Genomic DNA, 23,609 nt, shown 5'->3' with positions numbered 1-23,609 from the left:
CCGTTATGACGTCCGGCGCAGTGCGCGCAGACCACGCAACCCGATGGCCCCGATGGCCGTCCCCAATACGAAGGAAACGACGGCGAGCAGCAGGTGCACCCAGAAGTACGCCGTGGGATGACCGTCGTCGAAGGCGAGCCCGCTGCTGTCCTTGACAAGGTTCTTGACGAAAGTGATCCAGATGACCCAGCTCCACACCCCGAAGGCGAGCAGGAACCAGGAGACGGGGCGGGTGAGCTTCATCAGACCAGTATCGCCAGAGGCTGTCCGGTTCCGTTCCCGGGGTGGGGGCACCGGCGGGACTTCCCCCCGTACGGCATGTACGTTTCCGATCGTGCCCGTTCCGAAAAAGACCGCCAGGCGATCCCTGCTGGTCACCTCCGCCGCCCTGTCGTCCCTCGCCCTGGCCGCACCCGCCGCCGTCGCGGCCCCGAGCCCTTCGGGCAGCCCGTCGGCGAGCCCCTCGGTCACTCCCCCGGCGTCGATGTCGGCCGTGGGCGGCGCCCGGCTCGGGCAGCCGGGGACGCAGGTGAACCTCGCGAGCGGCGTGCCGGTGCTGCCGAAGGACGTGAGCGCCCGCTCCTGGATCGTCGCCGACGCCGAGTCCGGTGACGTGCTGGCCGCGCACAACGCGCACTGGCGACTGGCCCCGGCGAGCACGCTGAAGATGCTGTTCGCGGACACGCTGCTGCCGAAGTTCCCGAGGACGGCCGAGCACAAGGTCGCTCCCTCCGACCTGGCGGGCATCGGCTCGGGCTCCAGCATGGTCGGGATAAAGGAGGAGGAGACCTACACGGTCCACGACCTGTGGCTCGGCGTCTTCCTGCGCTCCGGCAACGACGCCGTGCGCGTGCTGTCCGCGATGAACAAGGGCGTCGAGAACACCGTCAAGGAGATGAACGAGCACGCCGAGGAGCTCCAGGCCCTCGACACGCACGTCGTCAGCCCGGACGGCTACGACGCCGAAGGGCAGGTCTCCTCCGCCTACGACCTGACGCTGATCGCCCGCTCCGGGATGCAGAAGAAGGACTTCCGCGAGTACGCCTCGACGGTCAGCGCGAAGTTCCCTGGTGAGACGAAGAAGGACAAGAAGGGCAAGACGGTCCGCAAGTCCTTCGAGATCCAGAACACCAACCGGCTGCTGAGCGGCGACACGGGCCTGCCCGTCTACCAGGGCATCGCCGGCGTCAAGAACGGCAACACCACCAACGCGGGCGCCACCTTCACCGGTGTCGCCGAGCGGAACGGCAAGGTGCTGCTGGTCACGGTGATGAACCCGGAGAAGGACGAGCCCAACGAGGTCTACAAGGAGACCGCGCGGCTGTTCGACTGGGGCTTCCAGGCGGCCGGGAAGGTGCAGCCCGTGGGCGAGCTGGTGCCGCCGAAGAGCGCCGCGCAGTCCGGTGCCCAGCCCGGCGCGAACCCCTCCGGCGAGGCCGGTGGCTCCGGGAACGGCGCGGGCGGCACGGCCGGGACCGGTTCGAAGCCGGTGGCCAGCGCCCCGGCGGCGGGCGGCTCCAGCGGCATCGGGATCGCGCTCGGCATCACCGGCGGTGTGCTGGTGCTGCTCGCGGGCGGCGCGTTCCTGGTCAACCGCCGTTGGCCGCTGCCGGATCTGGTGCGCCGCCGGACTCGTCCGTGACGCCCGGGAGTTCCTCCTCCTTGCTCTGCGTCGCCGTCCAGGAGGCGCAGAACAGCACCAGCTTCGAGGTGAAGTTGATCCACAGCAGCAGCGCGACGGGCACGCCGAACGCGCCGTACATGCTCTTCGCGGCCACGCCCTGCAAGTAGCCGCTGAGCAGCAGCTTGAGCAGTTCGAAGCCGACCGCGCCGGTCAGCGCCGCCACGACCAGGCGGTGGCGCGTGGGCTCGACGCCGGGCAGCAGCGTCAGGACGTAGAGCAGCAGCAGGAAATCGGCGAGTACGGCTATCAGGAACGCGGCGATGTGCAGCAGGACACCGCTCCAGCCGCCCTCGTCGATGCCGAGCTGCCCGGTGATCCAGCCGACCATGGCGGAGGCGACGGCGGAGGCGGCGATGGTGACCAGGAGCGCGCCGCCGAGGCCGATCAGGACGCCCGCGTCCTTGGCGTAGCGCAGGACCGGGTTCTCCTCCTCGTCGTCGAGCTCCCACACCGCGCGCAGGCACTCGCGCATCGAACCGGCCCAGCTGATGCCGGTGAACAGCAGCAGGGCGCCCGCGATGAGGCCGATCGTGCCGGCGTTCTCCACCAGCCCGGCGATGTCCAACTGGTCGGAGATGCCGGGCACCTGCTCGGCGATCTTGTCCTGGAGCCTGTCCTGCTGCTCCGTGCTGAGCGTGGCGGCGGCGATGGTGGCGGACACCGTCAGCAGCGGGAACAGCGCCACGAAACTCGTGAAGGTCATCGCGGCGGCCAGCCGCGTCCACTTCACTCGGTCCAGCCGCTCGTACGACCGCCACGCGTGGGTGATCATCAGCCGTGTCGCCCACGGCCCGACGACCGGGAGCTTTTTCAGCCAGTCCATGATCCGACTCTGCCCTCCGCCCGGAAGACCCATGTACGGGTACCCCAGAACCGCAGAATCGTGGCCAGCGCCATGCCGATGACCGCGCCGGAGACGGTGTCCGCGCGCTGCGAGGTGAGCCCGAGGCCGTAGTGGCTGACGGCGAGGCAGAGCAGTTGGACGGCGGCACCGGCGAGGTTCACCGCGAAGAAGGTGGCGTACGGGCGCAGGCCCCGGATCCGGGTGGACCGGTAGGTGCCGAGGGCGTTGCCCGCGTAGGCGACCGAGCAGGCCGCCACGAAGGACAGGGCCTTGGCGGTGAGCGGGCCGAGTCCGGCGGGGCCGCGCAGGCAGGTGAACAGGGCCAGGTCGACGGCGTAGGCGAGGAGACCGACGGTGGCGAAACCCAGGAGCTCCCGGCGGCCGGGGGCCGTGGGGCTCGACCACGCGCGCGTGGTCACCAATTGGCCACCGCCAGGCCGTACATCGCCACCCATACCAGGCCGATGAGGGCGAGCGCCCTGTCGCGCAGGACGACGTCCTCGGGTTCGCCGGCCGTGCCGCGGTCGGCGAAGACGGCGTACCTGAGGACGGCGAGGATGAAGGCGACCATGGACAGTTGCCGCCAGGGCAGCACGCTGGTGTGCGGGACGCCGCCCTCCTCCATGGCCCACAGACAGTAGCCGAGGACGGCGACACCGGCCGCGAGCTGCCAGACGAAGCGGAGGTAGCCGGTGGTGTACTCGGTGAGCAACGCGCGGGTGGCGCCCGCTTTTCCGGCCATCTGCACGGCTTCGGAGTAGCGCTTGGCCGACACCATGAACAGCGCGCCGAACCCGGTGGTGATCAGGAACCAGCGTGACAGCGGGATGCCGAGGGCGATCCCGCCGACCATCGCCCGCATCAGGAAGCCGGTCGTGACGACGGCGAGGTCGACGACGAGGACGTGCTTGAGGCTGACGCAGTAGGCCAGTTGCATGCCGAGGTAGGCGGTCAGCAGGGCGGCGACGGCCGGGGAGCAGAGCCAGGCCGCGACGGCGGGCGCGAGCAGGCCGAGGCAGCCGCCGACGGCGTAGGCGACGGGCACGGGGACCTGTCCGGCGGCGACCGGGCGGTGGCGCTTGGTCGGGTGGGCGCGGTCGGCTTCGGCGTCGCGGGCGTCGTTGACGAGGTAGACGGCGGCGGCGCAGGCGGTGAAGAGGACGAAGACGAGGGCGAGTTGGGTCAGGGCGTGCCGGGAGAAGAGCTCGCCGGCGGCCGCCGGGGCGGCGATCACCAGGACGTTCTTCACCCACTGTTTGGGCCGCGCGGTCCGGACGAGACCGGCCAGGAGACTGCCCTTGCGGGGTGGCGCGGACCGCCCCTGGGGGGTGCGCTGCCGCAGGACGGCCGTCTCAGTCATGGTGGACCTCTCCCCTCATCCAGCGGGCGCCGAGCCGGGCCGTGAGCGCGCCGATGGCCGCGCCCGCCGCGACGTCCGAGGGGTAGTGGACGCCGGCCACCAGCCGCGAGACGCACACGGCGGCGGCGAGCGGTGGGACGGCGCGCGCTCCCAGGGCGCCGAAGGCGACGGCGGCGGCAGCGGCCGAGGTGGCGTGCGAGCTGGGGAAGGAGTGCCGGCCGGCGGTGCGCACCAGGGGCTCGACGTGCGCGGGGCGCGGTCGGCGCACGACCCGTTTCACCCCCATGCTGACGAGGTGCGCCCCCACGGTGAGGGCGGTGCCGCGCAGCCAGGCGCCGCGCCGTCTGCCGTCCACGGCGGCTCCGGCGAGCCCCGCCGCCAGCCACAGCGCCGCGTGTTCCCCCGCCCGGGACAGGGCACGCGCGGCGCCGGCCACGCGCGGGTCGGTGCCGCACGCCCTGAGGGCCGAAACGATCCGGTGATCCATGTCGTGCAGGTCGTCGAGGTCGTCCATGTGGACTCACTGTTCACGCCCACCTGGCCTGAACTCCGGCAATATTGAGCGACATCCCATTAATCACCCGTTTCGGGGAGGGGCGCCATGTTCTCTAACTAATAGCTCACATTGGGGCGATACGGTCACAGACATGTCTGCCGACACCGATTCCGTCCCGGACGTCATGGGCCTGGACCACACCACCGTCTCCGGCTGGGGCCGCACCGCTCCCACCGCCGCCCGGCTCATCCGCCCCCAGACCTACGAGGAGGCCGCGGCGGCCGTCCGCGACTGCGGGGCGCGCGGCGGGATCCCCCGGGGCCTGGGACGGGCGTACGGGGACGCGGCGCAGAACGCGGGCGGGTCCGTGCTCGACATGACGGGCCTGGACCGCGTCCACGCGATCGACGCCGACGGCGGCACCGTGCTGTGCGACGCGGGCGTCTCCCTGCACCGGCTGATGGAGGTGCTGCTGCCGCTCGGCTGGTTCGTGCCGGTCACCCCCGGCACGCGCTACGTCACCGTCGGCGGGGCGATCGGCGCCGACATCCACGGCAAGAACCACCACGTCTCGGGCTCCTTCTCGCGCCACGTGCTGGCCTTCGAACTGCTCACCTCCGACGGCGAGATCCGCACGGTGATCCCGGGCACGCCCCTGTTCGACGCCACCGCGGGCGGCATGGGGCTGACCGGGGTGATCCTCACCGCGACGATCCGGCTCCAGCCGGTCGAGACCTCGTTGATGTCGGTCGACACCGAACGCGCGACGGACCTCGACGATTTGATGGCCCGGCTGGCGGCCACCGATCACCGCTACCGCTACTCGGTCGCCTGGATCGACCTGCTGGCCCGGGGCGCGTCCACCGGCCGCGCGGTCCTCACCCGGGGCGACCACGCGCCCCTGGACGCGCTGCCCGCACGCACGCGTGCCAACCCGCTCTCCTTCCGCACCTCCCGCTTCCCGTCCGCCCCCGCGGTCCTGCCCGAGGGCCTGCTCACCCGCACGACCGTGGGTCTCTTCAACGAGCTCTGGTACCACAAGGCCCCCCGCGCGCGTGCCGGCCAACTCCAGCGCATCTCCGCCTTCTTCCACCCCCTGGACGGCGTGCCCCACTGGAACCGCGTCTACGGCCGGGGCGGTTTCGTGCAGTACCAGTTCGTCGTCGGCTACGGCCAGGAGGACGCCCTGCGCCGCATCGTGCGCCGTATCTCCGAACGCCGCTGCCCGTCCTTCCTGGCCGTCCTCAAGCGCTTCGGGGAGTCCGACCCGGGCTGGCTGTCCTTCCCGGTGCCGGGCTGGACGCTGGCGCTGGACATCCCGGCGGGCCTGCCCGGCCTCGGCGCGTTCCTCGACGAACTCGACGAGGAGGTCGCCACCGCCGGCGGACGCGTCTACCTCGCCAAGGACGCCCGGCTGCGCCCGGAACTGCTCGCGGCCATGTACCCGCGGCTGGACGACTTCCGGGCCCTGCGGGCGGAACTGGACCCGCACGGGGTCTTCACGTCCGATCTGTCCCGCCGCCTCAGCCTCTAGGCACAGGCACAGGCACAGGCACAGGCACACCAGGCAACCTCTAGGAGCTGTCATGAAGGACGCCTTCGGTCTCCCCCAGTCCCTGCTCGTCCTCGGCGGTACGTCGGAGATCGCGCTGGCCACCGCCCGCCGGCTGATCGCCCGCCGCACCCGCACGGTCTGGCTGGCCGGCCGCCCGTCGCCCGCACTGGAGGAGGCCGCAGGGCAGTTGCGCGGACTCGGGGCCGACGTGCACACCGTCGCCTTCGACGCGCTCGACCCCACCTCCCACGAGGCCGTCCTCGGCAAGGTCTTCGCCGAGGGCGACATCGACATGGTGCTGCTCGCCTTCGGCCTCCTCGGCGACCAGGCCCGCGACGAGCGGGAGCCGGAGGCGGCGGTGCGGGTCGCGCAGACCAACTACACCGGCGCGATCTCGGCCGGCCTGGTGTGCGCCCGCGCGCTCCAGTCCCAGGGGCACGGCTCACTGGTCGTCATGTCCTCCGTCGCGGGCGAGCGGGCCCGCCGCGCGAACTTCATCTACGGCTCCAGCAAGGCCGGCCTCGACGCCTTCGCGCAGGGCCTGGGCGACGCGCTGCACGGCACCGGCGTGCACGTCATGGTCGTACGCCCCGGCTTCGTCCGGACAAGGATGACCGCCGGGCTGCCCGAGGCGCCCCTGGCGACCACCCCCGAGGCGGTGGCGACGGCCGTCGAGCTGGGGCTGCGGCGCCGCTCGGAGACGGTGTGGGTGCCGGGCGCGCTGCGCGTGGTGATGGCGGCACTGCGGCACCTGCCGCGCGGGGTGTTCCGGCGGCTGCCGATCTGACCTACGGGCGGATCAGCGCATGGGGACCGAGCCGCGCTCCACACAGCCGGCCTGCGGGGGGACCACCGAGCCGCCGAAGGGGAACTCGCGGAGCTTGCGCCAGACACCGTCGGCGCCCTGTTCGTAGAGGGCGAAGCCCGTGCACGGCCACTCGGCCTCGTAGTCGGCGAGTTCCTCGAAGGCGCGGTCCATCGCCGCCTCCTCGATGCCGTGCGCCACCGTGACGTGCGGGTGGTACGGGAACTGCAGTTCGCGTACGACCGGCCCGGCGGGGTCGCGGACCTGCTCCTGGAGCCGCGTGCAGGCCTCCGCGCCCGCGACGACCCGGACGAAAACCACCGGCGACAGCGGCCGGAAGGTGCCCGTACCGGACAGCCGCATCGGGAACGGCCGGCCGGACGCGGCGACCTCGGTCAGATGCGCCTCGACGGCCGGCAGGGCGGACTCGTCGATCTCCGTCGGCGGCAGCAGGGTGACGTGCGTGGGAATGCCGTGAGCCGCGGCGTCGCCGAAGCCCGCGCGCAGCTGCTGAAGCCGGCTGCCGTGAGGCTCCGGGACCGCGATCGAGACACCGATCGTTACGGTCCCCACGTCGTCTCCTGTCGTTTCAGTTGGTGAGACCCGTCCTGCCGGAGCGAGTCCTGCCGGATCGAGCGGGAGTGGCCGCTGATACGACCACCCGGTTATCGACTGTACGGCCACGACCCGGTTACAGGCAGGCGCAACCGAAGTGATGTACAGCGCTGTGCGGTGGTACGGCTGTGCGCGGGAGCGGGTTCAGTGCTTGGCGGGCAGGAAGCCGACCTTGTCGTACGCCTGGGCGAGGGTCTCCGCGGCGACGGCGCGGGCCTTCTCGGCGCCCTTGGCCAGGATCGAGTCGAGGGTCTCCGGGTCGTCCAGGTACTGCTGGGTGCGCTCCCGGAACGGCGTCACGAACTCGATCATGATCTCGGAGAGGTCCGTCTTGAGCGCGCCGTAGCCCTTGCCCGCGTACTTCTCCTCCAGCTCCGCGATGCCCTCCCCGGTGAGGGTCGAGTAGATCGTGAGGAGGTTGCTGATGCCCGGCTTGTTCTCGACGTCGTAGCGGATCACCGTGTCCGTGTCGGTGACCGCGCTCTTGACCTTCTTCGCCGTGGCCTTCGGCTCGTCGAGGAGGTTGATGAGGCCCTTCGGCGTGGACGCCGACTTGCTCATCTTGATCGACGGGTCCTGGAGGTCGTAGATCTTCGCCGTCTCCCTGAGGATGTACGGCTTCGGGACGGTGAAGGTCTGGCCGAAGCGGCCGTTGAAGCGCTCGGCGAGGTCGCGGGTGAGCTCGACGTGCTGGCGCTGGTCCTCGCCGACCGGGACCTCGTGCGCCTGGTAGAGCAGGATGTCCGCGACCTGGAGGACGGGGTACGTGAACAGGCCGACGGAGGCGCGCTCGGCGCCCTGCTTGGCGGCCTTGTCCTTGAACTGGGTCATCCGGCCGGCCTCGCCGAAGCCGGTGAGGCAGTTCATGACCCAGGCGAGCTGGGCGTGCTCGGGGACGTGGCTCTGGACGAAGAGCGTGCAGCGGTCCGGGTCGAGACCCGCGGCGAGCAGCTGGGCGGCGGCCAGGCGCGTGTTCGCCCGCAGGTCCTTCGGGTCCTGCGGGATGGTGATCGCGTGCAGGTCGACGACCATGTAGAACGCGTCGTGGGTCTCCTGGAGGGCCACCCACTGGCGGACGGCGCCGAGGTAGTTGCCGAGGTGGAACGAGCCGGCTGTGGGCTGGATCCCGGAGAGCACGCGAGGTCGGTCAGAGGCCATGCTCACCATTCTCTCAGGTCCCGTGGGGCGATCCGGAACTGGTCCGAAACAGGTGGGAACCGATCCCTGTTCGGCGGTGTAACAAGAGTGTGAGGACGCGGGAGGGGGGCCGCATCGTCGATGAGGCCGCGGTGATCGCACGCGTACGCGCCGGAGAGCCGGAGGCGTACGCGGTGCTGGTGCGGACGCATACGGGAATCGCGCTCAGGGCGGCCACCGCGCTCGGGGCGGGGGCGGACGCGGAGGACGTGGTGCAGCAGGCCTTTGTGAAGGCGTACTGCGCGCTGGGCCGGTTCAGGGACGGCACGGCGTTCAAGCCGTGGCTGCTGGCGATCGTCGCCAATGAGACGAGGAACACGGTGCGTACGGCGGCGCGGCAGCGCACGCTCGCCGACCGTGAGGCGGCGTTCGTGGAGGCGGAACCGCTGATACCGGAGTCGGCGGACCCGGCGGCGGCGACGCTTCGGACGGAGCGCCGTGCGGCGCTGCTGGCCGCCCTGGAGCAGCTGAGCGAGGAGCACCGCCTGGTCGTCACCCACCGCTATCTGCTGGAGATGGACGAGTCTGAGACGGCCCAGGCCCTCGGCTGGCCTCGGGGGACGGTGAAGTCCCGGCTCAGTCGGGCACTGCGCAGGCTGGCCTGTTTGCTGCCGGATTTTCAGCCGGGGGAAGAGCCGCGGGAAGGGGGTGATGAGCATGAGTGACGGACGGGATGCGTACGAGGGTGACGGCATCGCGGGTCGCCGACGCGACGAGACTTCCCGGCTGCCGGAGGAACTGCGGGCTCTCGGGCGGTCGATGGACGCCCCTGGTGACGCCGGGGCGGAGACGATGGTCGAACGGGTGTTGCAGCAGATCCTCGCCGAGCAGGTACCGGTTCCGGTGGCCGAGGCGCCGAGGACCGGGGAGCGGCTGCGGGCGGCCAGGCGCTGGACGCGGACGCGGTGGCGCGCGCTGACGGCGACCCTGTGCGGTCTGCTGACGGTCCTCGCGCTCACGCCCCCGGTGCGGGCGGCGGTCTTCGACTGGTTCGGGTTCGGGGGTGTGGAGGTGCAGTACGACCGGTCGGCGGTGCCCTCGCCGGACGCCGAGGTGCCCGGCTGCGGCCGGTCGGTGTCGCTCGCCCAGGCTGAGCGGCGGGCCGGGTTCGAGCCGCTGGTGCCAAAAGCTCTGGGGACACCGGATGCGGTGACGGTGAGCAGCCTGCCGCACCACCGATTCCTGGTCAGCCTGTGCTGGCGCGAGGAGCGGGGCACGGTACGGCTGGACCAGTTCCGGGCCCGCCTGGACACCAGCTTCGCCAAGACCGTGCGCGAGTACCCGCAGTGGGTGCCGCTGGGCGACGACGCCTCGGCCGGGGGCACCCCCAACCCGGCCCTGTGGTTCCCCCGGCCCCACCTGCTCAGCTTCTGGCTGGAGGACGCGAACGGTGACCGTTTCACACGCGAGGAGCGCACGTCCGGGCCGACACTGCTGTGGACCCACTCGGGCTCCGGCGGGAATGTGACGCTGCGGCTGGAGGGCGTGGCGTCGAAGGCGCGGGCGGTGGAGGTCGCGCGGTCGCTGGGGCGGTGAGTGAGCGGGTGCCTCCCAGCGGGCGGACGGCTGGGGGGCGGGCGGGCCGCTGGGGGGGCGGCGAGCGGACCGCGGGGCGGGAGCTGGCAAGGGGCCGCTGGGCGGAAGGGAGGGGGCAGGAGACCGCCAGGCGCGAGCCAAGCGAGTAGAAGCCGCCCGAGAGCGAGCCAAGTGGGCGGAAGATCGCCAGGCGGTAGCCAGCGGGCGGGAGACCGCCGGGTGTGGATCCGGAAGTTCGTCGCGGTGGGTTGGGAACCCCGGCGGCTCGAGCGGTGTACCAGGAGTGACACACCGGGTGCGGACGAGCCGCACCAGATTCGATGGGGGGTGTCGAAGTGCGCGTGATCCGGGAACTGGCCGCGGCGACAACGGGCTTGGCGGTGGCCCTAGCCCTGGTACTGATGGGGGCGCCGTCCGCCACGGCCGGCGGAGGGACGAGCGTGCTGGTGGTCTCGCCCACCAGCTGGCAGAGCACGGCGCTGTACCACGACGACGCGGCCTACCCCCGCCTCCAGGCCCTGCTCGCCCACGCGGGCGGCGACCTCGACGGGGCAGCTGAGCAGCCGCCGACACTGGACGAGACCACAGGCCACCACGTCACCGTCACCTGGATGGCCCATGACGTCACGCCTTGGCGGGTGGACCACGTCTACCCGACCGTGCCCGAGACACGGGCGGTCTGGATCCACACCAAGCTGAATCCGCAGAAGCCGGGCAACGGGGTATGGCACAAGGCGGAGCGGCCGGAGGAGCTGCGGGCCCTGCTCAAGAAGCTGGGAGTGATGGACAAGACTTCGGTTGCCTCGGCGAGCCCTTCCGAGACGGCGCCCTCCGGGTCCGTCACGGACGAATCGTCGCCGACGACAGCGCCGGCCGCGGCCTCCCCGCCCCGCCCGGGCGACGACACCGGCTGGTGGTGGGCGCTGCCGGGTGCGGCGGCCGGAGCCGTGCTGGCTCTGGTCCTGCGCCCCCTTGCACTGCGGCTGCCCCAGGCGGCACCGCTCGCCCGCCTGCGGCGGCAGCCGGGTCCTCGCCAGGAGCTGAAGGGTGTATGAGGGGCCAGGGCAGGCGCCCCAGGCAGATGCGGCGGCGCGGGACTCTGGTCGATGGTCATCGCGGGCGCCGAAGGGTGGAGCACGGCGCTGCGCTCCGGCGAGCGGGGCTTCGCGCGACTGTGGCAGTTGATCGGGCCGACGTACACGGGGACGGAGGGCGTCCCCGAGACGTGGCTCGAGGGCGCTTCCCGCCAGTGCGGGCCACCGTGGTCTGGGGGCTGACTGGCATCGGAGGCTGGCCGGAGACGGTCAGGCCGCCCGGGGGCGACATCGCCATCGAACGGCAGGACAAGATCGTCGTCGCGGAGGACGGCACGCCCTGGGTGCGTACGGACTATGCGGTGGACGTTCCGGACGACGACATCCGCTGGCACCGGGCCCCGCGCTCGGTATTCGAGGAACTTCAGGGGCAGGGAATGCTCGGGCCGGAGGCTGGGGAATCCCGACGACGGGGTGGGGCGAGCGCATGGTGGGCGCTGCCCGGGCTGGGCGTGGGATTCGCGGCCGGCTGTGGCGGCGCAGTGCTGATACGCCGCGCTGCGGTCCGGTCGGGTGCCGGACCGCAGCGGGAGGAGCCGCGTCAGGTGCTCATCGACCTGTGAGTGGCCGGCTGAGGTTGGTCTGTGACCCTTGCCAGGGCGTCAGCCCAAGTCGATCTCCGGGTAGAGCGGGAAGCCCGCCACCAGGTCCGTCGCGCGGTGGCTGATCTCGTCGGCGATCTTCGCGTCGAGGACGTGGGCCGCCTTGGAGGGGGCGCCCGACTTGGTGGTGCCCGGCTCCGTCGTGGTGAGGACGCGGTCGATCAGGGCCGCCACCTCGTCCATCTCCGCCGTACCGAGGCCGCGGGTGGTCAGGGCCGGGGTGCCGATGCGGATGCCGGAGGTGTACCAGGCGCCGTTCGGGTCGGCGGGGATCGCGTTGCGGTTGGTGACGATGCCCGACTCGAGCAGGGCGGCCTCGGCCTGGCGGCCGGTGAGGCCGTAGGACGTGGCGACGTCGATCAGGTTGAGGTGGTTGTCCGTGCCGCCGGTCACGAGGGTCGCGCCGCGGCGCATCAGGCCCTCGGCGAGGGCGCGGGAGTTGTCGACGATGCGCTGGGCGTAGTCGCGGAAGGACTCCTGGCGGGCCTCCGCGAAGGCGACCGCCTTGGCGGCCATGACGTGCGGGAGCGGGCCGCCGAGGACCATCGGGCAGCCGCGGTCGACCTGGTCCTTGAGGGAGTCGTCGCACAGGACCATGCCGCCGCGCGGGCCGCGCAGCGACTTGTGGGTGGTCGTCGTCACGATCTGGGCGTGCGGGACCGGGTCGAAGTCGCCGGTCAGGACCTTGCCCGCGACCAGGCCGGCGAAGTGCGCCATGTCGACCATGAGCGTCGCGCCGACCTCGTCGGCGATCTCGCGCATGATCCGGAAGTTCACCAGACGGGGGTAGGCCGAGTACCCCGCGACGATGATCAGCGGCTTGAACTCGCGGGCGGAGGTGCGCAGGGCCTCGTAGTCGATCAGGCCGGTGGCCGGGTCCGTGCCGTAGGAGCGCTGGTCGAACATCTTGCCGGAGATGTTCGGGCGGAAGCCGTGGGTGAGGTGGCCGCCGGCGTCCAGGGACATGCCGAGCATGCGCTGGTTGCCGAAGGCGCGGCGCAGCTCCGCCCAGTCGGCCTCGGAGAGGTCGTTGACCTGGCGGGCGCCGGCCTTCTCCAGGGCCGGGACCTCGACGCGCTGGGCGAGGACCGACCAGAAGGCGACGAGGTTGGCGTCGATGCCGGAGTGCGGCTGGACGTAGGCGTGGCGGGCGCCGAAGAGTTCCTTGGCGTGCTCGGCGGCGAGGGACTCGACGGTGTCGACATTGCGGCAGCCGGCGTAGAAGCGGCGGCCGATGGTGCCCTCGGCGTACTTGTCGCTGAACCAGTTGCCCATCGCCAGCAGCGTGGCCGGGGAGGCGTAGTTCTCCGAGGCGATCAGCTTGAGCATCTCGCGCTGGTCGGCGACCTCCTGGCCGATGGCGTCGGCCACGCGCGGCTCCACGGCGCGGATGACGTCGAGGGCGGCGCGGTAGGCGGTGGAAGCGGTGGAGAGGGGCTCGGCTGGCATGTGGGACCTCCGGACGTTGCGTTCAGCGTTCACGGTACGGCCCAGGCGCACGGCACGGTTCCGGTCCCCGGGGGTCAGCCGGGTCCGGGGGCCGCTTCCCGATGGTCGGTCCCATCCCAGCACGCCAGTCACGGCCCGGTGATCAGCCTACCGGACCATGCGTGCGGGTTCCGTTGTGGCTTGTCGCGCAGTTCCCCGCACCCCTGACAGGCAATTCCCCTCAAGCCCTTCTAAAGGATCACATGGGGTAGGAAGCGGGCGTATTCGTCCGTGATCAAGCCCGATGATTCGCGGATGCCCAGGCCCGCCGACTCGTTTTCCACCACCCAGGCGCCCAGGACCACGTGGTTGTCGTCGAAGGTGGGGAGCGGGGCCAGTTGCTGGTAGCAGCAGGGTTCGTCGCGGAGGGTCCGGGGGGATCCGGGCTCGTGGATCGTGACGCCCGCGCCCTCTCGGCCGAGGAGGGGCTTGGCGACCCAGCCCGGCAGGTCCCGGGGGCCGTCCAGGTAGGCCGGCAGGAGGTTGGGGTGGTCGGGGTACAGCTCCCAGAGGATGGCCAGGAGCGCCTTGTTGCTGAGGAGCATTTTCCAGGCCGGCTCGATCCAGAGGGTGGAGCCGGTGCCGCCGCCGTTGTCGAGGGTGTCCAGGACGTGGTCGGCGAAGCGGTCGGTGGTGAGCCACTCCCAGGGGTAGAGCTTGAAGACGCTGCGGATGAAGCGGAGGCGGTTGTCGACGAAGCGGCCGGAGAGGCGGTCCCAGCCGATCTCCTCCATGGAGATCCAGTCCGTGGCCAGGCCCGCCTGCTCGGCTGTTTCCTTCAGGTAGGCGACCGTCATCAGGTCCTCGCCGAGTTCGTCGGCGGAGGAGTACGCGAAGTACAGCGGGCTGCCCGGTGGGAGGAGAGCGGCCTGTTTCCGCCAGGCGTCGATCAGGCGTTCGTGGAGGGAGTTCCACTGGTCGGCGCCGGGGAAGCGGTCCTCCATCCAGAACCACTGGGGGGACGCGGCCTCCACCAGTGAGGTGGGGGTGTCGGCGTTGTACTCCAGGAGTTTGGCCGGGCCGGTGCCGTCGTAGCGGAGGTCGAAACGGCCGTAGAGGGAGGGGAGTTCGGCGCGGCGGTGCCAGGACTCGGCAACCGCCTGGGCCACGCGGGGGTCGGTGATGCCCAGGTCCGCGAAACGGTCCTCGCCGACGATGTGCTCGGCCGCCGTCAGGCACATGCGGTGGAGTTCCTCGACGACCTCTTCCAGGGCCTCGATCTCCGGAAGGGCGAAGACGTAGTAGGCGCTTTCGTCCCAGTAGGGGCGCAGGGAGTCGTCGGGGTAGCGGGTCAGGGGGTAGATCAGGCCCTGTTCCTCGACGGTCTGCTGCCAGCCGGGGCGCGGGGTGATGGTGCGGCGTTCCATGTGCGTACGGCCCGGTCAGCCGCCGCTGCTGCCGGAGCCCGAGCAGCCGAAGCCGCCCCGGTCGACGGCCTCGCTGCGGCTGAAGGTGCCGTTGTCGGCGTAGCGGCCGCTGACGTCGGCGTCGTAGTACCAGTCGGCGTCCGTGCTCTTGGTCTTGCCGGTCGTCTTGCGGCCCTTGCCGTAGGAGGAGGACGTGGAGCCGGACTTGCAGTTCTTGTCGGCGACGATCTTGTAACCGTTGATGTAGTCGTAGCTGTCCCGGTCCACGCAGCGGCGGTCCGGGTCGGAGCCGCACGCGGACAGGGCCGCCGCGAGGACACCCATGCCGCCCAGCACCACCGTGCTCGAGCGCAGCCGTCGCCGTGTTTCAGCCATCCGTGTCTCCCCGTGTCCCCGTCGTGTACTGCGTGTCCTGTCATGTACTGCCGAGCGGTCAGCCTAGAGACCGGTGTGAAGACGCGCGCATGGCCCCCCGGCTCACGCCCCCTCCCCTACTGTCCTTTTGTGATCTTTGGAATGGTGTGCGCCCTTGGTGCGGCGGTCTGCTTCGGTACGGCGACGGTCTTGCAGGCGATGGCCGCGCGGGCGGCGGCGACCGGCACGGGCGGGGACGTGGCACTGCTCTGGCGGGCACTGAAGCAGTGGCGGTATCTGGTCGGGCTCGGGATGGACGGGCTCGGTTTCCTGCTCCAGATCGCCGCGCTGCGGTCGGTGCCGATCTACACCGTGGGGGCGGCGCTGGCCGCGAGTCTCGCGGTGACGGCCGTGGTCGCCGCGCGGCTGCTCACGGTGCGGCTGAGCCGCACGGAGTGGGCGGCGGTGGGGGTGGTGTGCGCCGGGCTGGCGCTGCTGGGGTCGGCGTCCGGGGCGGAGGGCGAGGAGGCCGGGCCGGCCCGGCTGAAGTGGGCGATGCTCGCCGCGGCGGGCGGGGTGCTGCTGCTCGGGGCGGTGGGTGGACGGCTGCCGGAGCGGGGGCGGGCGCTCGCGCTCGGGCTGGGTGCCGGGCTCGGGTTCGGGGTGGTGGAGGTGGCGGTGCGGCTCGTCGGCGGTCTGACGCCCGGCGCGCTCTTCACGAACCCGGCGGCGTACGCGCTGCTGCTCGGCGGCGGGGCCGCGTTCCTGTTGCTGACGTCCGCCCTCCAGCGCGGGGCGGTGACCACGGCGACCGCCGGACTGGTGCTCGGGGAGACCGTCGCGCCCGCGCTGATCGGTGTGGTGTGGCTCGGGGACCGTACGCGGCCGGGGCTGGGCTGGCCGGCGGTGCTCGGGTTCGCGGTGGCGGTGGCCGGGGCGCTGGCGTTGTCGCGCTTCGGGGAGGCGCCGGTGGAGCACACGGGGAGCGCGCTTGCGCCCAGGTGATCGGGGATGTTTCCCATCTGCCGAAAAGCTTCACGTTCCGGACGATCGGAAAATTGTTTGTTGAATCTTGAACGCGCGTGAACCGCTTTCCGTATGGGACGGCGTGACCAGTAATCCCGTCACGGTCACCGTGGCCTATCGGGTGATGCCGGGCCGGGCGGCCGACTTCCACTCCTGGGGGTGGGCCATGCTGGGCGCGACCGCTCGGCAACCGGGTTTTTTGGGGGGTGGGGTACTTGTCGACGGAGGGGCGGAGTGGCATGTCGTCTATCGCTTCGCCAGCGAGGGTTCGGCCCTGGCCTGGGAGAAATCGCCTTCCCGGGCACAGTGGGACGCCCGGCTGGAGGGGCTCGCCCGGGAGGCGGAGCGCAGGAGGGTACGGGGCGCCCGGGCCTGGTTCGAGGCGCAGACCCTGACACCGGCGCCGCCGGCTCCGCCGTCGAAATGGAAATTGTGGTTCGTGAATATGAGCGCGGTTTTTCCGCCGGTTCTCCTGTTCAATCTGACGGTGCTTCCCTATCTCGGTGACCTCAATGCACTGATCCGCACACTGTTGTTGTGTCTGTGTGTAACCGCCCTTGTCACCTGGATCCTCATGCCACGGCTCCAGCGTTTCTTCAGGAAATGGCTGTACCCGTCGCTCCAGGCGCTCCGCGGACGGCACAAACGCCGGGCCACGTAGGCCCGCGAACGAACAGAGGGAGGTGGGCGGGTGAAGACCCTGCTCATCGACAATTACGACTCGTACACGTACAACCTGTTCCAGCTGATCGCCGAGGTCAACGGCGAGGAGCCGGTGGTCGTCCGCAACGACGCCGCCGTCGACGGGGTTCCGGATCTCAGGGAGTTCGACAACCTGGTGGTCTCCCCGGGCCCCGGGCACCCGGCGCACGCGCGCGACTTCGGCATCGCGGCCAGGCTGGTCGCGACCTCCCCGGTTCCCGTGCTCGGCGTGTGTCTCGGCCATCAGGGCATCGCGCTCGGGGAGCGCGCGGTGGTGGGGCCCGCTCCGGAGCCGCGGCACGGGCACCTGTCCACGATCCGGCATGACGAACGCGACCTGTTCCAGGGCCTGCCGCAGAACTTCACCGCCGTCCGCTACCACTCGCTGTCCGTGCGCGAGCCGCTGCCGGAGATGCTGGAGGCCACGGCCTGGGCGGAGGACGGCGTCCTGATGGGCCTGCGGCACCGCAACCGGCCGCTGTGGGGCGTGCAGTTCCACCCCGAGTCCGTCCTCACGGAGTTCGGCCACCGCATGCTCGTGAACTTCCGCAACCTGACCGCGAAGCGGGCCGGCAAGCTGCGGGCGAAGAACACGGCGGTGCCGTCGCACGAGTCACCGGCCCGGCGCCGCGTGGTGGTACCGGAGTGCGAGGCGGAGGTCTCCCGGTCACCGGCAGCGGACCGTCGGCCCGCGGCCGCGCCCTGGGGAGCGGTGCTGCCGTCGGGCGGGGCGGCCTGGGCCGGCGGGGCCGTGTCGTCGGGCGAGGTTGTGCCGTCGGGCGAGGTTGTGCCGTCGGACGGGGTTGTGCCGTCGGACGGGGATGTGCCGTCGGACGGGGATGTGCCCTCGATCGCGGCCGGTCCAACCGCCGGGGCCCGTCCGTCCGCCGACGACGGGATGTCCCCCGGGGCGGGCCCGTCCGCAGGGGCCGGTTGGTCCGGCCCGGCCGGTCCGGCCGCCGACGCCGACATGCCCGGCCAGGCCGCGCCGCCCGCAGGGCACAAGCCGCTCGCCGAGGCCGACCTGCCCATCACCCGCACCCGATCCGACGCGGTCTCCCCGCCCACCGCCACCATCCCCCGCCCCCGTCGCCCCGAGCGCGTCGGGTACCGGCTGCACAGTCGGCGGATCGTCGGGGCGGTGGATGCCGAGGCTGCCTTTGCGCGGATGTACGCGGGGTCCTCGCGGGCGTTCTGGCTGGACAGTTCGCTGGTGGAGCCGGGGCGGTCGCGGTTTTCGTTCTTCGGGGACGACAGGGGTCCGCTCGCGGAGTTCGTGCGGTACGACGTCGGCAGCGGGCGTTGCGAGATCGAGCGGGCGGGGCGGCCGGTGCGGAAGGTCGCGGCCAGTGTCTTCGACTATCTCAAGCGGCAGTTGACCAGCCGCCGGGTGGACGCGACCGGGCTGCCGTTCGACTTCACCGGGGGCTACGTCGGCTACTTCGGCTATGAGGTGAAGGCGGACTGCGGGTCGCCCAACCGTCACCGCTCCCCGGTCCCGGACGCCGCCTGGCTGTTCGCCGACCGGGTGATCGCGGTGGACCACCAGGAGGGCTTCACGTACGCCGTCTGCCTGGCGGAGGACACCCCGCAGGCGGCGCGGGAGGCCGCCGACTGGCTTCAGAGCGCGCTGGCCGACCTCACCTGCGTGGCGACGGAGCGGCCGCCCCTGCCCGTGCCGACGGGTCCGGCGGACCCCGGCGCCGCCGAGCCGTGGCTGGTGCGCGACCGGGCGACGTATCTCGCGGACATCGAGGCGTGCAAGCGGGAGTTGCGGGCGGGCACCAGTTACGAGATCTGCCTGACCAACGCCGCTCGGTTACCCGCACCGACCGACGCGTTCGAGTTCTACCGGACGCTGCGGCGCGACAACCCGGCCCCGTACGCGGCGTTCCTGAGGTTCGGGGAGCTGGAGGTGGCCGGGTCCTCGCCCGAGCGGTTCCTGCGGATCGGGCGGGACGGCACCGCCGAGGCCAGGCCCATCAAGGGGACCGCGCCCAGGGGCGACGGGCCGGAGGAGGACGCCCGGCTGCGGGACGCGCTGGCGTCGGACGACAAGACGCGGGCCGAGAACCTGATGATCGTCGATCTGCTCCGCAACGACCTGGGGCGGGTGTGCCGGACGGGGTCGGTGCGGGTCTCCAAGCTCATGGCCACGGAGACGTACGCCACCGTGCACCAGCTCGTGTCGACCGTGGAGGGCAGGCTGCGGGCGGACACGGACGCGGTGGACTGTGTCCGGGCCTGTTTTCCCGGCGGGTCGATGACCGGCGCGCCGAAGCTGCGCACGCTGGAGATCATCGACTCGCTGGAGTCCGAGGCGCGGGGCGTGTACTCCGGCGCCCTCGGTTACTTCGGGTGCGGCGGCGGTGCGGATCTCAGCATCGTCATCCGTACCGCGGTGTTCGCCGACGGCCAGATGCACCTGGGGGCGGGCGGAGCGATCGTCCTCGGCTCCGATCCGGACGCGGAGTACGAGGAGATGCTGCTGAAGACGGCGGCCCCGATGCGGGCCCTGCACCAGCACACGGCCGACCGGATCCGGCGGCAGGCCCCGCCGGGGGACCGGGCCGGGGCGGCCGAGGAGGCGCGGCGATGACCAGTCCGCAGGCCGTGCTGCACCCCGCCGAGGCCGAGGCGCCCGGGAACCTCGCGGCCCAGCTCGCGGAGCTCGCCGAGCGGCGTGGGTGGGGCGGGCGGACCGCCTTCCACCAGGGGCACCGGGCCTGGACCCACGGCGAGGTGCACGGCCTCGCGGCCCGGGCCGCCACCGTGCTCGCCGGGCAGGGCGTGCGCCCCGGGGACCGTGTGCTGCTGGCGCTGCCCGACTCCCTCGCCTGGGTGACGGCGTTCCTCGCCACCGCCCGTCTCGGCGCCGTCGCGGTCCTGGTCAACCCCGAACTCCCCGCGGCCGACCACGCGTTCCTGGCCGAGGACACCGGGGCCGTGCTCTGTGTGACGGGGCCGGGCCTGGAGGAGCGGTTCGCCGGCCGGGCCCGCCTGGGTGCCGACCAGCTCATGGCGCTCGCCCCCGCCGCCTCGCCCGCGCCCGCCCACCAGGTCGACGCGCACACCCCGCTCTACGTCCAGTACACCTCCGGCACCACGGGCCGCCCCAAGGGCGTCGTGCACACGCACGGCGATCCACGGACGTACCACGACCTCGTCGGCCGGCGGGTGCTGCGGATCACGGCGGAGGACGTCACCCTGTCGGTGTCGAAGCTGTTCTTCGCCTACGGCTTCGGCAACGCCTTCGTCTTCCCGCTCTTCTCCGGCTCGTCCGCGGTGCTGGTGGACCGGCGTCCCACCCCGGCGACCATCGACGAACTCGTCGCCCGGCACCGGGTGACGCTGCTGTACTCCGTGCCGTCCGCGTACGCCGCGCTGGTCGCCGAGCGGGGCCACGGGCACGAGGGCTGCTTCGCCTCGGTGCGGGCCGCGGTGTCGGCCGGCGAGGGGCTGCCGGAGGGGCTCGCACGGCAGGTGACCGCGTTGCTCGGCGCGCCCGTGCTGGAGCAGATCGGCTCCACGGAGGCCGGCCACGCGTTCTGCGCCAACGGTTTCGCCCACAACCACCCGGGCACGGTCGGCCGTCCCGTGCCCGGCTTCGAGGTGGAGCTGCGGGACCGTGACGGCCACCCGGTGCCGGACGGCGAGGAGGGCGAGATGTGGGTGCGCGGGCCGACGGTGACGCCCGGCTATCTGAACCGGCCCGAGGAGACCGCCCGGGCCCTGGCCGGCGGCTGGCTGGCCACCCGCGACCGGGCGTGCCGCGAACCGGACGGTTCCTACCGGCATCTGGGCCGGGCCGACGACATGGAGATGGTCGGCGGCATCACCGTCTCCCCGCTGGAGGTGGAGGCCGTGCTGCGCGGCCATCCGGGGGTGCGGGAGGTGGCCGTCGCGGCCGTGCCCGACGGGCGGGGCGCGAGCCGGCTGCGGGCCTTCGTGGTCCCCGCGTCGCCGGTGCGGGACGGCCTGGCGGACGAGCTCATCGGCCTGGCGCGGGAGAGCCTCGCCGCGTTCAAGGTCCCCCGCGGCGTCAGCTTCGTCCCGTCGCTGCCGCGCACGGCGACCGGGAAGCTCCGCCGCCATCTGGTGCGCCGGGGCGCCTGGTGAACCTCTCGGAAAGGAACCACCCCATGCGACAGTCTCTGCTCGCCGACCGCGGCTTCTATCTGGGACCGGTCTTCCGGCGTGCGGCCGACCGGCACGGTGCCGTCTTCGTCACCCTGGACCGGCCGCTGGACGTGGCCCCCTCCCTCGGGGTCGACCTGAGCTACACCGTGCTGGCCGACCTGGTCGAGGACCTGTCCGGCCGACTGTGGGACGCCGGGGTGCGGCCCTCGGAGCAGGTCGTCGTGCACAAGGCGGACAACGTCGACATCATGCTGCTGACCTGCGCCGTCGCGCGTATCGGCGCCGTGCCGGTGCTGCTGTCGCCCGCGCTGGCCCCCGCCGTGGCCGGGCAGCTGCTCGAACGGCTGCGCCGGCCCTGGCTGGTCACCGACAGCGCCACCCTGGACGGCCTGCGGGAGCTGCCCCTGTCCGGGCTCGTGCGGCGGACGCTCTGCGTGGACGACACGGCCGGGGCGGAGTCCCTGGCGAAGTACGCCGGCGCCGAGCCGCCCCCGCCGGTCCGGCTGCATCCGCGCGAACCCGCCCTGATCACGCACAGTTCGGGCACCACCGGCGTCCCCAAACTGGCCGTGCACTGCGCGCACACCATGTGGAACCGGCTGGTGCCGCAGCAGGCGCTGGGCTGGCCCACGCGGGGCGAGCCGGCGGCGCTGCACATGTCGTTCGTGCACTCGCGCTTCTACCATCTGCTCGGCGTCCTGCTGCACTTCGGCAGCCCGCTGGTGCTGATCACCGACCCGGATCCGGCGGCGGTGGGCCCGCTGCTGGTCCGGCACCGGCCCGGCATCGTGGAGACGCACCCCAACACGTTCGTGCTGTGGGAGGAGCTGGCCGACGCGCCCGGTGCCCCGCTGTCCCGGGTGCGGGCGTACGGCTCCACGTTCGACGCGATCCATCCGCGCACCGTACGGCGGCTGCTGGGCGCCTCACGGCGCCGCACGCCCTGGCTGGTCCAGCTGTACGGGCAGAGCGAGACGGGTCCGGTGGCGTTCCAGGTGGTGACCCGGCGCAGCGCGGCCCGCGCGGACGGCCGCCGGGTCGGGTTCGGCATACCGGGCTTCACCCGGGTCCGGGTCACCGACGCCGGGGGCGGGCGGGTCCCGCCCGGCACCCGGGGCCGGATCGAGGCCCGCACCCGGGGCCGGATCCTCACCTACCTCGGCATGCCGGAGCGCTACGACCGTCAGCTCACCGACGGCTGGTGGGAGATGGGCGACATGGGCTACCGGAGCCGTCTGGGCGCCCTGTACCTGATCGACCGGGAAGTCGACCAGATCGACGCCGTGCACAGCAATCTGGAGGTCGAGGACACGCTGATGTCCCGGCTGGAGGAGCTGCGCGAGGTCGTCATCGTGCCGGGCGCGGACCGCGAGCCGGTACCGGTGGTGTGCGTACGCGGCGAGCGGCCCCTGGACCCGGAGCGCTGGCGGCGGGCCACGGCGGGGCTGCCGGCAATGGCCGAGCCGCGGCAGTGGCGGTTCGAGGACCTGCCGATGACCGCGACATGGAAGGTGAAGCGGGTGGAGATCGCCCGGATGCTCACCGAAGGCGTCCGGGCATGACCCCGGTCATGGTCGTGGGCGCCGGTCCCGTAGGCCTGTCGGCTGCGCTCGCGCTGCGGGCGCACGGCCTGCCGGCCGTCCTCCTGGAGGCGGAGCCCAAGGACCGTGAACGGCCGGGCAGCCGGGCCCTGTTCGTGCACCGGGAGACCCTCGGCCTGCTGGACGCGATGCGGCCCGGCCTCGCCGCCGAGATCACCTCGTACGGGCGGACCTGGCACACCAGGCGCACCCTCTACCGGGGACGTGAGGTCTACTCCCGCACCTTCCCGCCCCCGTCCGGCCCGCCGCCCTTCACCAGCCTGCGCCAGACGGACACCGAACGGTTCCTGCGGGCGGCCTGTGCGGAGGCCGGGGTGGAGTTCGTGTGGGGCGCGCGCGTGACGGGCGTGCGCACCACCGGTACGGAGGTCCGGCTGACGGGTGAGGACGGGCGGGTGTGGACCGGCGCGTTCGCGATCGCCGCCGACGGGGCCCGCTCCACGGTCCGGCGCGAGCTGGGCATCGCCCTGGAGGGCACGCACGGCGAGGGCTTCCACGTCGTCGTGGACGTCGCCGACGTGCCGGGCGCCGAGCTGCCGCTGGAGCGGGTCTTCCACTACGAGCATCCCGGGGTGGGCGGGCGCAGTGTGATGCGGGTGCCGTTCACCGGGGGCTTCCAGGTCGACCTCCAGTGCCGGGACGACGACCGGCAGGAGGAGTTCGGCACCGAGGAGGCCGTACGGCGCTGGCTGCCCTCGGTCGTCGGGGACGGCTACGGCGAGCGGATCCTGTGGGTGTCGACGTACCGCTTCCTGCGTAAGGTGGCGGCCTCGTTCACCGATCCGCACCGGCGGGTGCTGCTGGCAGGCGAGGCGGCGCATCTGTTTCCGCCGTTCGGGGCGCGCGGGATGAACAGCGGGATCGCGGACGCGGCGGCCGCCGCCGAGGCGATCGCCGCGGGGACCGGCGAGGCGGTCGCCGGGTTCGCCGACGTGCGGCGGGCGGCGGCCCTGTTCAACAGTGCCGCCGCCGGTGCCGCCCTGGACCATCTGCGGCCGCGCCGCCGGACCGTCCGCGTCAGGCAGCGGGCCGCGGCGGCACTGGCGCCGGTGCTGCCGTGGTGCGGGTCGTGGTTGGAGCACGCGCCGTACGGACCCCGGCACGGGGCACCGGCCGTCGCGGGACGCAAGTACTGAGGAGGCT

23 protein-coding genes are annotated in these 23,609 nt (G+C 72.3%); 13 read left to right on the top strand and 10 right to left on the bottom strand.

Translation table 11 applies throughout. From position 1 onward, the window contains the following. Positions 1-3 precede the first annotated feature (3 nt). Positions 4-243, bottom strand: a complete 240-nt coding sequence (locus tag PV963_RS28570; RefSeq protein WP_274818721.1) for an SCO4848 family membrane protein — start codon at positions 241-243, stop codon at positions 4-6. Between the two features lie 91 nt (positions 244-334). On the opposite strand from PV963_RS28570, the gene PV963_RS28565 reads away from it, so the two are divergent. Beyond that, positions 335-1,642, top strand: a complete 1,308-nt coding sequence (locus tag PV963_RS28565; protein WP_342456406.1) for a D-alanyl-D-alanine carboxypeptidase — start codon at positions 335-337, stop codon at positions 1,640-1,642. On the opposite strand, the gene PV963_RS28560 is transcribed toward PV963_RS28565, so the two are convergent. From PV963_RS28560 to PV963_RS28545, 4 genes are read right to left on the bottom strand one after another with little or no spacing between them, the layout of a single operon-like run. Beyond that, entirely contained in the window at positions 1,590-2,507 is a 918-nt protein-coding gene (locus PV963_RS28560) for a YihY/virulence factor BrkB family protein (protein WP_274818719.1), read from the bottom strand. The two genes, PV963_RS28565 and PV963_RS28560, sit on opposite strands and share 53 nt — an antisense overlap. Then, complete coding sequence (locus tag PV963_RS28555; RefSeq protein WP_274818718.1) at positions 2,495-2,947, bottom strand: GtrA family protein; 453 nt, start codon at positions 2,945-2,947, stop codon at positions 2,495-2,497. The genes PV963_RS28560 and PV963_RS28555 overlap by 13 nt, the downstream gene beginning before the upstream one ends. Then, the gene (locus PV963_RS28550; protein WP_274818717.1) at positions 2,944-3,888 is read right to left on the bottom strand and encodes a decaprenyl-phosphate phosphoribosyltransferase; all 945 of its coding nucleotides are present in this window, start codon (positions 3,886-3,888) and stop codon (positions 2,944-2,946) included. The genes PV963_RS28555 and PV963_RS28550 overlap by 4 nt, the downstream gene beginning before the upstream one ends. Next, entirely contained in the window at positions 3,881-4,402 is a 522-nt protein-coding gene (locus PV963_RS28545; RefSeq protein ID WP_274818716.1) for a phosphatase PAP2 family protein, read from the bottom strand. The genes PV963_RS28550 and PV963_RS28545 overlap by 8 nt, the downstream gene beginning before the upstream one ends. A 133-nt stretch (positions 4,403-4,535) precedes the next feature. On the opposite strand from PV963_RS28545, the gene PV963_RS28540 reads away from it, so the two are divergent. Next, a complete protein-coding gene (locus PV963_RS28540; protein ID WP_274818714.1) occupies positions 4,536-5,918 on the top strand; it encodes an FAD-binding oxidoreductase in 1,383 nt (460 codons plus the stop codon). A 52-nt stretch (positions 5,919-5,970) separates the two neighbouring features. Beyond that, the gene (locus PV963_RS28535) at positions 5,971-6,726 is read left to right on the top strand and encodes a decaprenylphospho-beta-D-erythro-pentofuranosid-2-ulose 2-reductase (protein WP_274818712.1); all 756 of its coding nucleotides are present in this window, start codon (positions 5,971-5,973) and stop codon (positions 6,724-6,726) included. A gap of 12 nt (positions 6,727-6,738) precedes the next feature. On the opposite strand, the gene PV963_RS28530 is transcribed toward PV963_RS28535, so the two are convergent. Then, complete coding sequence (locus PV963_RS28530) at positions 6,739-7,317, bottom strand: 2'-5' RNA ligase family protein (RefSeq protein ID WP_274818711.1); 579 nt, start codon at positions 7,315-7,317, stop codon at positions 6,739-6,741. Positions 7,318-7,503: 186 nt separating this feature from the next. Beyond that, entirely contained in the window at positions 7,504-8,517 is a 1,014-nt protein-coding gene (gene trpS / locus PV963_RS28525) for a tryptophan--tRNA ligase (RefSeq protein ID WP_274818709.1), read from the bottom strand. An 89-nt stretch (positions 8,518-8,606) separates the two neighbouring features. Here trpS and PV963_RS28520 point away from each other — a divergent pair, with 89 nt between their 5' ends. The 4 genes from PV963_RS28520 (at position 8,607) to PV963_RS28505 (ending at position 11,749) form a co-directional block, all read left to right on the top strand. Continuing rightward, entirely contained in the window at positions 8,607-9,221 is a 615-nt protein-coding gene (locus PV963_RS28520) for an RNA polymerase sigma factor (protein WP_425540948.1), read from the top strand. Further along, entirely contained in the window at positions 9,208-10,092 is an 885-nt protein-coding gene (locus tag PV963_RS28515) for a hypothetical protein (protein ID WP_274818706.1), read from the top strand. Before PV963_RS28520 ends, PV963_RS28515 begins: the two co-directional genes overlap by 14 nt. 335 nt (positions 10,093-10,427) lie before the next feature. Beyond that, a complete protein-coding gene (locus PV963_RS28510; RefSeq protein ID WP_274818704.1) occupies positions 10,428-11,147 on the top strand; it encodes a hypothetical protein in 720 nt (239 codons plus the stop codon). Positions 11,148-11,341: 194 nt separating this feature from the next. Continuing rightward, positions 11,342-11,749 carry a hypothetical protein gene (locus tag PV963_RS28505; RefSeq protein WP_342456405.1) on the top strand — a complete coding sequence of 136 codons (408 nt, stop codon included), beginning with the start codon at positions 11,342-11,344 and terminating at the stop codon, positions 11,747-11,749. 39 nt (positions 11,750-11,788) lie between these two features. Here PV963_RS28505 and PV963_RS28500 read toward each other — a convergent pair whose 3' ends face one another. The 3 genes from PV963_RS28500 to PV963_RS28490 form a co-directional block, all read right to left on the bottom strand. After that, positions 11,789-13,270 carry a glycine hydroxymethyltransferase gene (locus tag PV963_RS28500; protein ID WP_274818703.1) on the bottom strand — a complete coding sequence of 494 codons (1,482 nt, stop codon included), beginning with the start codon at positions 13,268-13,270 and terminating at the stop codon, positions 11,789-11,791. Between the two features lie 197 nt (positions 13,271-13,467). Then, the gene (locus PV963_RS28495; RefSeq protein WP_274818701.1) at positions 13,468-14,643 is read right to left on the bottom strand and encodes a glutathionylspermidine synthase family protein; all 1,176 of its coding nucleotides are present in this window, start codon (positions 14,641-14,643) and stop codon (positions 13,468-13,470) included. A 15-nt stretch (positions 14,644-14,658) separates the two neighbouring features. Further along, positions 14,659-15,018, bottom strand: coding sequence for a hypothetical protein (locus PV963_RS28490; protein ID WP_274818699.1), 360 nt, complete (start codon positions 15,016-15,018; stop codon positions 14,659-14,661). 141 nt (positions 15,019-15,159) lie between these two features. Here PV963_RS28490 and PV963_RS28485 point away from each other — a divergent pair, with 141 nt between their 5' ends. From PV963_RS28485 to PV963_RS28460, 6 genes are all read left to right on the top strand, one after another. Beyond that, positions 15,160-16,002 (top strand): hypothetical protein, encoded by an 843-nt coding sequence (locus tag PV963_RS28485; protein WP_274822136.1) that lies wholly within the window; start codon positions 15,160-15,162, stop codon positions 16,000-16,002. Between the two features lie 145 nt (positions 16,003-16,147). Continuing rightward, positions 16,148-16,684, top strand: coding sequence for a hypothetical protein (locus PV963_RS28480; RefSeq protein WP_425541039.1), 537 nt, complete (start codon positions 16,148-16,150; stop codon positions 16,682-16,684). A gap of 30 nt (positions 16,685-16,714) precedes the next feature. Then, a complete protein-coding gene (gene pabB, locus PV963_RS28475) occupies positions 16,715-19,324 on the top strand; it encodes an aminodeoxychorismate synthase component I (RefSeq protein WP_274818697.1) in 2,610 nt (869 codons plus the stop codon). Further along, positions 19,321-20,844: an AMP-binding protein gene (locus PV963_RS28470; RefSeq protein ID WP_274818696.1), complete on the top strand. Its 1,524-nt coding sequence runs from the start codon at positions 19,321-19,323 to the stop codon at positions 20,842-20,844. The genes pabB and PV963_RS28470 overlap by 4 nt, the downstream gene beginning before the upstream one ends. Before the next feature lie 23 nt (positions 20,845-20,867). Continuing rightward, on the top strand, positions 20,868-22,427 hold the full coding sequence (locus PV963_RS28465; protein WP_274818694.1) for a class I adenylate-forming enzyme family protein: 1,560 nt from the start codon (positions 20,868-20,870) through the stop codon (positions 22,425-22,427). Beyond that, positions 22,424-23,602, top strand: coding sequence for an FAD-dependent monooxygenase (locus tag PV963_RS28460; RefSeq protein ID WP_274818693.1), 1,179 nt, complete (start codon positions 22,424-22,426; stop codon positions 23,600-23,602). The genes PV963_RS28465 and PV963_RS28460 overlap by 4 nt, the downstream gene beginning before the upstream one ends. Positions 23,603-23,609: the final 7 nt, after the last annotated feature.

The sequence above is a fragment of the Streptomyces coeruleorubidus genome, assembly GCF_028885415.1.
Classification (GTDB): Bacteria; Actinomycetota; Actinomycetes; order Streptomycetales; family Streptomycetaceae; genus Streptomyces; species Streptomyces coeruleorubidus_A.
This window is presented reverse-complemented; position numbering and strand designations above follow the sequence as displayed.

Excerpts from the sequence above, each read along its gene's own strand:
- PV963_RS28570 (WP_274818721.1), bottom strand. The coding sequence starts at position 243 with ATGAAGCTCACCCGCCCCGTCTCCTGGTTCCTGCTCGCCTTCGGGGTG.
- PV963_RS28560 (WP_274818719.1), bottom strand. The coding sequence starts at position 2,507 with ATGGACTGGCTGAAAAAGCTCCCGGTCGTCGGGCCGTGGGCGACACGG.
- PV963_RS28550 (WP_274818717.1), bottom strand. The coding sequence starts at position 3,888 with ATGACTGAGACGGCCGTCCTGCGGCAGCGCACCCCCCAGGGGCGGTCC.
- PV963_RS28545 (WP_274818716.1), bottom strand. The coding sequence starts at position 4,402 with ATGGACGACCTCGACGACCTGCACGACATGGATCACCGGATCGTTTCG.
- PV963_RS28540 (WP_274818714.1), top strand. The coding sequence starts at position 4,536 with ATGTCTGCCGACACCGATTCCGTCCCGGACGTCATGGGCCTGGACCAC.
- PV963_RS28535 (WP_274818712.1), top strand. The coding sequence starts at position 5,971 with ATGAAGGACGCCTTCGGTCTCCCCCAGTCCCTGCTCGTCCTCGGCGGT.
- trpS (WP_274818709.1), bottom strand. The coding sequence starts at position 8,517 with ATGGCCTCTGACCGACCTCGCGTGCTCTCCGGGATCCAGCCCACAGCC.
- PV963_RS28515 (WP_274818706.1), top strand. The coding sequence starts at position 9,208 with ATGAGCATGAGTGACGGACGGGATGCGTACGAGGGTGACGGCATCGCG.
- PV963_RS28495 (WP_274818701.1), bottom strand. The coding sequence starts at position 14,643 with ATGGAACGCCGCACCATCACCCCGCGCCCCGGCTGGCAGCAGACCGTC.
- PV963_RS28490 (WP_274818699.1), bottom strand. The coding sequence starts at position 15,018 with ATGGCTGAAACACGGCGACGGCTGCGCTCGAGCACGGTGGTGCTGGGC.
- PV963_RS28485 (WP_274822136.1), top strand. The coding sequence starts at position 15,160 with ATGGTGTGCGCCCTTGGTGCGGCGGTCTGCTTCGGTACGGCGACGGTC.
- PV963_RS28480 (WP_425541039.1), top strand. The coding sequence starts at position 16,148 with ATGCCGGGCCGGGCGGCCGACTTCCACTCCTGGGGGTGGGCCATGCTG.
- PV963_RS28470 (WP_274818696.1), top strand. The coding sequence starts at position 19,321 with ATGACCAGTCCGCAGGCCGTGCTGCACCCCGCCGAGGCCGAGGCGCCC.
- PV963_RS28465 (WP_274818694.1), top strand. The coding sequence starts at position 20,868 with ATGCGACAGTCTCTGCTCGCCGACCGCGGCTTCTATCTGGGACCGGTC.
- PV963_RS28460 (WP_274818693.1), top strand. The coding sequence starts at position 22,424 with ATGACCCCGGTCATGGTCGTGGGCGCCGGTCCCGTAGGCCTGTCGGCT.